Origin of the sequence: Peribacillus sp. NPDC006672 (assembly GCF_050274955.1) — a bacterium.
Classification (GTDB): Bacteria; Bacillota; Bacilli; order Bacillales; family DSM-1321; genus Peribacillus.
In genome coordinates, this window is the sequence record NZ_JBNNOR010000001.1 from 645,917 (window position 1) to 656,398 (window position 10,482).

Sequence of the window (10,482 nt, forward strand, 5' to 3'; positions counted from 1 at the left end):
AAAGGCCGCTCTTTATTTAGAGCGGTCTTTTTGTCTGTCCCAATGAATGTTTAAAAGAGGCTGCCCATGCGCAGCCTCTTTTATTTTTTTGTTAATTCATTACTCGTTATCCATTATATGTTCGAAATTCATCTTTATTTGTATAAAAATGGGTTTGATGGAAAAAATAAATGATATAAAGATTGGAGGGTATGGAGATGAAGCGGATTCTTTCTCTATTTTTAACCGTATTAGTAGCAATGGGTTTTAGCATCCCACATACAGAAGCAGCTGAAGAAAAAGGTGTCGAGTTGGCGGCCAATGCTAAATCCGCTATTTTGATTGAACGGGATACTGGTACTGTTCTATATGATAAAAATGCAGATGTTCGCCTTTCACCGGCAAGCATGACAAAAATCATGACGATGCTGCTGATCATGGAAGCGGTCGATAAAGGCGAACTTAGCATGAAGGAGAAAATCAGGACTAGTGAGTATGCGGCATCGATGGGCGGTTCCCAGATTTTCCTTGAGCCAGGTGAAGAGATGACTGCAGAACAAATGCTTAAGGGCATCTCGATTGGTTCGGCGAATGATGCATCGGTCGCGATGGCTGAACGTCTTGCTGGTTCGGAAGAAGAGTTTGTTAGGAAAATGAACAAAAAGGCGAAAGACCTCGGATTGAAAAATACAAAGTTCCAAAACGCAACAGGCCTTCCTGTTAAAGATCATTACAGTTCGGCCCATGATATGTCGATCATGGCGAAGGAACTATTGAAATACGATACGATTACAAGGTTCACGGGTACATATGAAGATTATCTCCGTGAAAATACCGAAAAGAAATTCTGGCTTGTCAACACGAACAGATTAGTGAAGTTTTACCCTGGAGTGGATGGACTGAAGACAGGATTCACAAATGAAGCGAAGTATTGTTTGACAGCAACAGCAAAAAAAGGGAATATGCGTGTCATTGCCGTCGTTTTCGGAGCCGTTTCTCCAAAGGAACGCAACGCCCAGGTCACCAAGATGTTAGATTATGCATTTTCACAATACATCACATATCCGATTTACAAGCGCGGCGAGGTGTTAGGTGAAGAAAAGGTAAGTAAAGGCCATAAGAAATCCGTGGTGGGAGTGACAAGTGAACCTATTTCAGTTTTGACAGCCAAGAACGGAAAAGCAAAGGACTTTACAAAAAAAATCACTATTGATAAAGATTTGAAAGCCCCCATTAAAAAAGGTGATCAAATTGGTACGCTTGAATTGAAGAAAAAGGGTAAAGTTTATGTCGAATCTCCGATTGTCGCGAAGGAAACTGTTGAAAATGCCAGTTGGTGGCAAATGTATAAAAGGGCTTTCGGCATGTTTACTCAAGCTAAATAGAATAAATTGTCGCAATGCCTGTTAATCGTACTAATTTAGGCGAAAAACCACTAGTTTTGCCTGTAAGAAGGAATCGGCAGGTGAAAAAGAGAATTTGACTCTTTATAAGACAGTGAAGGAGGCTGTATATAGTGAGTCTTACGATTAATATGGAGGCGAAAAACCGAGTATTGTGCATTCGTCTCAAAGGTGATTTAGATCATCATACAGCAGAAAAATTGAAGAACCAGGCAGAGGCAGCCATTCAAAAGCATAACATCAAGCATATTATCCTTAACATGGAAGAATTGCATTTTATGGACAGTTCAGGGCTCGGAGTTATTTTAGGGCGGTATAAGCAGGTAAACAAAAAGCAAGGTGAAATGGTGGTCTGTGCAATTTCTCCAGCGGTAAAGCGGTTATTTGAGATGTCAGGGTTGTTTAAAATTGTTAAAATGGAACTATCCGAAAAAAACGCTTTGCAAAGACTGGGGGTTGCCTAAGATGAAAAATAAAATGGAAACAAAATTTTCTGCACTAAGCCAAAACGAATCTTTTGCAAGGGTAACTGTTGCAGCTTTCATTGCCCAATTGGACCCTACGATGGATGAATTGACAGAGATCAAGACTGTCGTGTCAGAGGCCGTTACGAATTCGATTATCCATGGGTATGAGAGTGACCCGGAAGGCTGGGTCTACATTTCAGTGGTCATCGAAGGCGATACTGTGGAATTGACCATCCGTGATGAAGGACTGGGCATTGAGGACGTCGAGGAGGCTAAACAGCCGTTATTTACGACAAAACCCGAACTTGAACGTTCCGGTATGGGATTCACTATCATGGAAAACTTCATGGATGAAATCAATATAATTTCCCATAAGGGCGAAGGTACGATCATTCGATTAAAAAAGCACTTAACTACAAGCAGAGCTTTGTGCAATTAAGGGAGACTTGCATATGGATGTGGAGGTTAAAAACGAGAAGAGCAAGAAAGGCCAGCCCCATTTAAAAGATGAGGAATTGCGGAATTTAATCCAACGCAGCCAGAGCGGTGACCAAGATGCAAGGAACCTGATTGTCAATAGCAATCTTAGGCTTGTATGGTCAGTCGTGCAAAGATTCCTCAATCGAGGTTATGAACCGGACGACCTTTATCAAATTGGCTGTATTGGCCTGTTGAAGTCCGTGGATAAATTTGACTTATCGTTTGAAGTGAAATTCTCAACGTATGCTGTGCCAATGATTATTGGTGAAATCCAACGTTTTATTCGTGATGACGGAACGGTTAAAGTAAGCCGGTCTCTAAAGGAAATGGCGAATAAAATTCGCAGGGCCAAAGAGGAGCTTTCCAAGACGTATGGCCGCGTCCCGACTGTCAATGAATTGGCGGAACACCTTGAGCTGTCGCCAGAGGAGATCATCATGGCCCAAGAAGCTAGCAGGAGCCCTTCATCCATCCATGAAACGGTTTACGAAAATGATGGAGATCCCATTACTCTTCTTGACCAGATTGCCGACCATAACGAAACATCTTGGTTTGATCAAATCGCTTTGAAAGAAGCCATACATGAATTGAATGAGCGCGAAAGGCTGATTGTTTTCCTGAGGTATTATAAAGATCAGACGCAATCGGAAGTAGCGGCAAGGCTTGGTATTTCCCAAGTTCAGGTGTCAAGGCTGGAAAAGAAGATTCTTCAGCAAATGAAAAACCACATGAATCAGTGATTCATGTGGTTTTTTTTTGGCTGGAGATAAATCTCGATTTTAGGAAAAAGTAAAAGTAATTCCCTTAGTGATCCGGGTAGATAAAAATGAAAATATGAGTGGATTCATTTTTTTAGTTGAAATTAGAATTAAAAACGAATATTATAGTAAAGGTCGTGTTTTTCATTCGTTTTTTATCTTTCTTTCAACGAATAATTGATAAGGAAAAGCGTCGATGCAGTACAATTTTAGGACACCTTGTCTTTACGTGCAAACGGTTGTCGGTGTTTCCTTTAGATCTGGAGGTCTAAATATGTTTATGGAAAAGTTTTTCTCCCTAAAAGAAAATGGGACGGATGTCCGTACAGAAGTAATGGCGGGTGTTACGACATTTTTAACTATGGTTTATATCCTTATTGTGAATCCGGCTTTATTGTCTTCAATCGGAATTCCATTTGAACAGGTTTTCATGGCAACGGTCATATCAGCGGTGATCGGTACTCTTATCATGGGGCTGGTAGCAAAATACCCGATTGCGATAGCGCCAGGAATGGGTTTGAATGCTTATTTCGCCAGCGTAGTGGGGGCTCAGGGCCTCTCATATCAGACCGTATTCGGTACGGTTTTCATTGCGGGTTTGCTATTTCTATTAATTAGCGTGACAAGCTTGCGTAAAATGATAATTGATGCGATTCCTAACTCATTAAAATATGGAATCACATCTGGAATTGGTTTATTCATTGCGTTTATCGGATTAAAAAACGCTGGAATCGTTGTACCTAATGAATCAACGATGGTGACTCTTGGCGATTTGCATCAGCCTGGAACCGTTTTAGCGTTAGCAGGCTTATTCATTACCTTGATTTTTATGGCCCGTAATATTAAAGGGGCAATTTTTATTGGTATGATCATTACGGCAATCATTGGCTACTTTATCGGTTTGCTCAACTTTGATGGAGTCTTATCTGTACCTCCAACACCGGTATTTTTCGATATCGATATTGCCGGGGTCTTCACGCATTCTTTATATTCAGTTGTTTTCGCCTTTTTACTTGTGACGATCTTTGATACGACAGGTACCTTGATTGGCGTGACGGAACAGGCAGGATTAACGAAGGATGGGAAAATCCCTCGTGCAAAGAAAGCATTTTTAGGTGATGCGATTGCGACGACAGTCGGCTCGATGTTTGGAACAAGTCCTTCAACGGCTTACGTTGAATCGAGCACAGGAGTAGCCGCAGGCGGACGTACGGGGTTAACTGCTACTGTTGTGGCAATCCTGTTCGCTGCATCCATTTTCTTTTCTCCATTAATATCGGCAATTTCTTCAGTTCAAGCAATCACAGCTCCCGTTTTGATCATCGTAGGATGTTTCATGATGGAAGGCCTGGCTAAAGTCAATTGGAAAATTTTCGATGAAGCATTTCCGGCATTTGCAATCATTTTAACGATGCCGCTTACTTCAAGCATATCTACAGGGATTGCGATCGGTTTCATAACATATCCCCTTATGAAGGTATTCAGTGGAAAAGGAAAATCGGTACATCCGCTCATTTATATTTTTGGATTAATATTTTTGGTTCAGCTGATTTTCTTCCCCACTCATTAATTTATAATGTCAACAAAAAGACACGCTGTCATTGCAGCGTGTCTTTTTGTTGTTATTAATTAGTAATATCTGGACATGGGTCACTTCTTGCATTTTCAATCTGTTTCCAATCCATACTATTAGCATAAGGAAATAAAAGGTCGGGATGTGATGAAAGTGGCAGTTGTATATATCAGGATGAGGAACCGTTTACAAGTAAATGGAAATCAAACGGTGAGGATAAAAGATATTGCAAGGGTAATCGGACCTGAAGAAGTGATTCAAATCATCGAGGACATCATATTATTAACGGTCAAAAAGGAAGATAAGAATATTATTGTCATTGATTTGGCTCAAGTTATCATGGCAATTCGTAAAATGGATCCAACTATTGAAGTGGAGACATTCGGGCCCTCCCAAACGATCATCGAAATCATTCTCTCGAAAAAGAAAATGTCATTCCTGACTTTCGCCTTAGTCTGGTTCCTGTTGTTTGTCGGCGGCGGGATGACCATCATGAATTTTCATGTGGATGTAAGTATGGGGGAAGTGCACCAAAGAATCTTCACTATAATAACTGGAAAAGTGGAAGAAAAGCCATTGCTGATTCAAATCCCATATAGTTTCGGCCTTGGTATGGGCATGATCTTATTTTTTAATCACTTTTTTAAAAAACGCTTCAATGAGGAGCCTAGTCCGCTCGAGGTTGAAATGTTCAACTATCAGCAGGATTTGGACCGTTATGTAACCATGAATGAAAATAAGGAGAACGTGCGCCATCTTGATGACAGGTAAAATTATCTTCGGAATCTTTGTCGGTTTAGCCGGAGGTTTCGCAACAGGTGCCGGTTTTGTAGCGTTTTTAACTGTACTTGGGGTGATTCCGAGACTGACTCAGCTGACAAAAACAATGAAAATGATACATTTCTACGAAGGGGCCATCATTGCCGGCGTTGTCGCAGGAACATGGTTCGGATTACAGGAAACGGAACTTTCCCTCCCGAAATTTTTGTTAATTCCGATCGGCTTGGCTGACGGGATCTTCAATGGGATGCTTGCTGCTGCCTTAACTGAAGTCCTAAATGTATTTCCGGTTCTGTCTAAGCGAATCGGTATTCAAGAGAAAATCATTTATCTGTTAATGGCACTTGTATTAGGGAAAATAGCCGGATCATTATTCCAATGGATTTATTTTGTCGATTTATAAATTAAAGAGGTAACTATTCCTGATGATGAAAGGTAGGCCCAAGATGGTGACCAAACGAAAAGTGATATTGATTACGGATGGAGATGAGTATGCTAAACGGGCTGTCGAGCTTGTAGCCAAGGAAATTGGGGGAAGATGTATCTCCATGTCCCAAGGTAATCCATCACGATATACGGGCTTGGAGCTTATTGAATTAATAAAAAAGGCAAAGTATGATCCCGTATTGGTCATGTTTGATGATAGCGGTTTTATCGGTGAAGGATCAGGCGAACAGGCAATGAAGGTAGTTGCCAGACATCCTGATATTAATGTCCTTGGCGTGATAGCGGTCGCTTCAAAGACTAGAAGGGAAGAATGGACCAAGGTGGATATCTGTATTGACCGGGATGGTAATTTGACACCGAACGGGGTGGATAAATACGGCGCCGAGGAATTTGAAATGGGCAAGATTACAGGAGATACAGTGTATTGTATCGATCAATTACATGTTCCCATAGTAGTGGGGATAGGGGATATCGGAAAAATGTCCCATCAGGATGATTTTAAAAGAGGAGCACCGATCACAAAGCTAGCGGTGGAAATCATATTGGAAAGGAGTGATCATGATGACTTCAGAAAAACCTCAAAATATGAAACCGATTCCGAATAGGGTAGCGGAAGTTGACGCGTACATGGAAGAGAAAGTAGGTCTGGGTGTCAGCTTCGATTTAGGAGTAAGAAGGATAAAGGTCTTAAGAAAAGATGTCCATCTTTACTATATAAATGGCCTGACGGATACAGAGTACATCATTGAAATCCTGAACTCACTAATCCATAATAGAAATACTGAAATCATTAGTTCAAAAGTTTTTGATGTAATCAAAGGCTTGCTCGTACACCAATCAGTTGAAGAATTAGCGACGATGGATGAGCTAGTTGATAAGGTATTATCAGGATTAATAGTCATCGTTGTCGATGGTAAACCAATAGGATTGGTTGTTGATGTCAGGAGTTATCCCGGAAGACAGCCAGAAGAACCCGATACGGAAAAAGTCGTCCGTGGATCCAGGGATGGTTTTGTCGAAAACATCATCGTTAATACAGCGATAACAAGAAGAAGAATCCGGGATGAAAGATTACGATTTGAAATGCTGCGCGTAGGGGAACGTTCGAAAACGGATATATCCATCGGCTACATTAAAGATATTGCCGATCCTGATTTAATAGATATCGTTCGTAAGGAATTGAATAGCATTGAGGTTGATGGCATAACGATGGCTGATAAAACGATCGAAGAGTTCATCGTCAAGCAAGGCTATAACCCATACCCGCTTGTAAGGTATACGGAACGGGCTGATGTAGCGGCAACACATTTACTTGAGGGGCATGTTCTGATTTATGTGGATACATCTCCAAGTGTCATCATTACGCCGTCCACTCTTTTCCATCACATGCAGCATGCCGAGGAGTATAGGCAGTCACCTGCTGTTGGAACGATGGTGCGCTGGACACGTTTTCTAGGGATATTCGTTTCGTTATATTTGTTGCCGATATGGTTATTGTTTGCTTTGGAGCCATCGCTTTTACCGGATAAGTTAGAGTTTATCGGACCGAATGATAAAACGCATATACCAATTGTGGTCCAAATCTTTATTTCCGATATAGGAATAGAATTCTTAAGGATGGCAGCCATTCATACCCCGACCCCGCTTTCTACGGCAATGGGCTTGGTTGCGGCAGTTTTGATTGGACAGATAGCGATAGATGTTGGCCTATTTGTTCCTGAAGTGGTTCTCTATGCTTCCGTAGCGACAATCGGCACTTTTGTCACTCCAAGTTTAGAATTGGGGGTTGCGAATAAAATTTCCCGTTTAGTATTGATTGTGTTGGTTGCTATCTTTAAAGTGCCTGGCTTAATAATAGGCATCACACTCTACCTTATTTTGCTTACTAGTATAAAAACGTTAAATACACCTTATTTATGGCCGCTTATCCCCTTTCAGCCAAAGGGCTTGTCACATATTCTATTAAGAAGACCTTATCCAGGAGCTGCGGAGCGTCCTAGTATTGTGCATCCCCAGGATAAATATAGGCAGCCAAGAAAATCTTAAGGTTGATGTTGTCGAAAAGTTGTGTTAATTTAATTTTATTCGGAAAAAGCGGTAAAGTTTAAGGCTTCACAAAGAGATAGAGCGCTTATGGCTCTTTGAGGTTAAACCAATCTGTCTTTCCCTTCGAACTACTAAGCAGTCATAGAGAACGATATTCAATGGGATAATTGATTGATTCGGATGAGGCTTGTTCATTTAGAAAACCCTTTTTCACTTACATCAGGGTTTCTTTATTGAGGCTGCCTCATTCTTATCAATCTTTAGTTTTAAGTCAGGAAGGTGAGGCTATCATGCATTTGTACGGAACCAGTGGTGTCAATGAACGGGGACATCTGGAGATTGGCGGAGTGGACACAATCGAATTGATCGAACAATTCGGCACTCCATTATATGTTTATGATGTAGAGCTAATTCGTGAACGGGCAAGAGGGTTCAAGAGAACTTTTGAAGAATTGGGGATCTCAGCCCAAGTTGCTTACGCAAGTAAGGCTTTTTCTTCGATTGCCATGATTCAGTTGGCTGATCAAGAAGGGCTTTCTCTCGATGTTGTCTCAGCGGGGGAATTGTTTACGGCGATTAAGGCAAACTTCCCAACTGAACGCATTCACTTTCATGGAAATAACAAAAGTGAAGAAGAGCTGCATATGGCTTTGGATTATGAAATTGGCTGTATAGTAGTCGATAATTTTTCAGAGTTGGCACTTTTGGAAGAAATTTGTACAAACCGTGAACAAAAGGTGAAAATCCTTCTTCGTGTAACACCAGGTATTGAAGCCCATACGCATGATTATATCTTGACAGGGCAAGAGGATTCGAAATTTGGTTTTGATCTTATTAACGGACAGGCGGAAGGCGCCCTTCGACAAGCACTGGAAAGTGAGTTTCTGGAAGTACTGGGATTGCACTGTCATATCGGTTCCCAGATATTTCAAACGACCGGTTTCCTTCTGGCGGCCCAAAAAATTATCGGCAAGTTAAATGATTGGCATGGTTCGATAGAGTTTCAACCAAAGGTATTGAATCTCGGGGGGGGATTCGGAATTCGGTATACACATGAGGACGACCCGCTACCGGCATCTCAATATGTAGAAGAAATTGTTAGGGAAGTGCAGAACCTGATTGCTGACTCTGATTTAGTGATGCCTGAAATCTGGATTGAACCTGGCCGTTCATTAGTCGGAGACGCCGGTGTGACCTTGTATAAGGTCGGTTCTGAAAAGGAAGTGCCTAATGTCCGTAAATATATAGCCGTTGATGGGGGCATGAGTGATAACATACGTCCAGCTCTTTATGAAGCGAAGTATGATGCAATTCTTGCAAACCGCCCACTTGACTCTGTAGAAGAGACAGTGTCTATTGCTGGGAAATGCTGCGAAAGCGGAGATATGTTGATTTGGGATTTACCATTGCCAAAAGCCGGACGCGGTGATGTCTTGGCAGTTTTTTGTACAGGGGCATATGGATATTCCATGTCGAATAATTACAATCGGATTCCGAGGCCGGCTGTCGTCTTTGCCGAAAAAGGAGAAGCCCGATTGGTCATCAAACGTGAGACGTACGAAGATCTTATCCATTTGGATTTGGCCCTTCATGAAGCGGCTGTCGTCAATAAAGAATAAAAAAAGGATGGCATGGGCCATCCTTTCAGTTTGTAGACAAAAGGGGGTCGGAATGTTTTAATTCCGGACCCCTTTTGAAATCCCCTTTGAATTTTGCTCAAGATTAAGAGATTGGGCGTCTACGAGTCCTCTATATTAGCCATTCTTGGACTTTATACAAAACCGTTGCAGTCTGCAGCCGCATGAAATGAATAGGCAAACTGTTTTGTTCGTTCATCTTTTACATAGTAGCCACTCTCAGAGTCAGTTGTATGTTCTTTAATCTCTTTGGTTTCTTCTTTATCAAATTTATCTGGTGGAACCTTTCCCTTGTTTTCACGATCTTGATTTATTTCTTCTTGAAGGCGTCCTTGATATGCTCTTGTTTCCTTACGAACGATTTTCTTTTCTAATTTTCGCTTATTCGCACTGGCTTTCAAATGTGTTGAATCAACGAATACGTGCTCTGCACTTATTAACTTCCTTTTTGAAGCTGTCATTAAGATAAGATAGCATCGTCATCACCTCAAGTTTTAATACTCCTATTTTAAAACAAAAAAGACTGTAGGCAAAAGCGGTTATATCTAGTTGTTAAAACAAAGTTGATTGGAGCGGGTGTGCGAGACTCCTGCGGGAAAAGCGCGTCCAAGGGAGACCCCACAGGCGCAAAGGCGCCGAGGGCGGACCGCCCGCGGAAAGCGAGTACCCTACGTTCCAATCAACGTTCAAATTGTACAAGCCATAAAAAAAAGGATGGCATGGGGAGGGCACTGAAAAAGTCCCTTCGGGCCAATAGAGGTAGATTTTCTCAGTTTATTCTGAGGAAATCTACCTTTTTTTGTTTTATAATCAAGGTAATAAATTTATGTGGGTGAGTACGATGATTCAAAAACAAACGTCTATGGTTTTTAGTCCTCATATGGCCATTTATGATGTAGTGGTTCCAAAGGA

The 10,482-nt window shown here is 41.4% G+C and carries 10 protein-coding genes and 1 pseudogene; 10 read left to right on the forward strand and 1 reads right to left on the reverse strand.

The genetic code is table 11. The features are described from left to right. Nucleotides 1-197: 197 nt before the first annotated feature. From ACQKKK_RS03260 to lysA, 10 genes are all read left to right on the forward strand, one after another. Nucleotides 198-1,364, forward strand: coding sequence for a D-alanyl-D-alanine carboxypeptidase family protein (locus tag ACQKKK_RS03260; protein ID WP_427614023.1), 1,167 nt, complete (start codon nt 198-200; stop codon nt 1,362-1,364). 131 nt (nt 1,365-1,495) lie between these two features. Continuing rightward, the gene (spoIIAA, locus tag ACQKKK_RS03265; RefSeq protein WP_061463936.1) at nt 1,496-1,846 is read left to right on the forward strand and encodes an anti-sigma F factor antagonist; all 351 of its coding nucleotides are present in this window, start codon (nt 1,496-1,498) and stop codon (nt 1,844-1,846) included. 1 nt (nt 1,847) lies between these two features. Beyond that, nucleotides 1,848-2,288, forward strand: coding sequence for an anti-sigma F factor (gene spoIIAB / locus ACQKKK_RS03270; RefSeq protein ID WP_034308139.1), 441 nt, complete (start codon nt 1,848-1,850; stop codon nt 2,286-2,288). Between the two features lie 13 nt (nt 2,289-2,301). After that, the gene (gene sigF, locus ACQKKK_RS03275; protein WP_034308137.1) at nt 2,302-3,069 is read left to right on the forward strand and encodes an RNA polymerase sporulation sigma factor SigF; all 768 of its coding nucleotides are present in this window, start codon (nt 2,302-2,304) and stop codon (nt 3,067-3,069) included. A gap of 298 nt (nt 3,070-3,367) precedes the next feature. Then, nucleotides 3,368-4,657: an NCS2 family permease gene (locus ACQKKK_RS03280; protein WP_289321202.1), complete on the forward strand. Its 1,290-nt coding sequence runs from the start codon at nt 3,368-3,370 to the stop codon at nt 4,655-4,657. Nucleotides 4,658-4,834: 177 nt separating this feature from the next. Then, complete coding sequence (locus ACQKKK_RS03285) at nt 4,835-5,431, forward strand: stage V sporulation protein AA (protein WP_427614075.1); 597 nt, start codon at nt 4,835-4,837, stop codon at nt 5,429-5,431. After that, on the forward strand, nt 5,421-5,843 hold the full coding sequence (locus ACQKKK_RS03290; RefSeq protein ID WP_427614077.1) for a stage V sporulation protein AB: 423 nt from the start codon (nt 5,421-5,423) through the stop codon (nt 5,841-5,843). Before ACQKKK_RS03285 ends, ACQKKK_RS03290 begins: the two co-directional genes overlap by 11 nt. 43 nt (nt 5,844-5,886) lie before the next feature. Continuing rightward, a complete protein-coding gene (locus tag ACQKKK_RS03295; RefSeq protein ID WP_427614079.1) occupies nt 5,887-6,492 on the forward strand; it encodes a stage V sporulation protein AE in 606 nt (201 codons plus the stop codon). Continuing rightward, complete coding sequence (locus tag ACQKKK_RS03300; protein ID WP_427614080.1) at nt 6,449-7,933, forward strand: spore germination protein; 1,485 nt, start codon at nt 6,449-6,451, stop codon at nt 7,931-7,933. The genes ACQKKK_RS03295 and ACQKKK_RS03300 overlap by 44 nt, the downstream gene beginning before the upstream one ends. 290 nt (nt 7,934-8,223) lie before the next feature. Continuing rightward, nucleotides 8,224-9,552, forward strand: a complete 1,329-nt coding sequence (gene lysA, locus ACQKKK_RS03305; RefSeq protein WP_427614024.1) for a diaminopimelate decarboxylase — start codon at nt 8,224-8,226, stop codon at nt 9,550-9,552. A gap of 155 nt (nt 9,553-9,707) precedes the next feature. On the opposite strand, the pseudogene ACQKKK_RS03310 reads toward lysA, so the two are convergent. Continuing rightward, nucleotides 9,708-10,043, reverse strand: a pseudogene (locus ACQKKK_RS03310) (IS5/IS1182 family transposase); the annotation flags it as partial. Between the last annotated feature and the right edge of the window lie 439 nt (nt 10,044-10,482).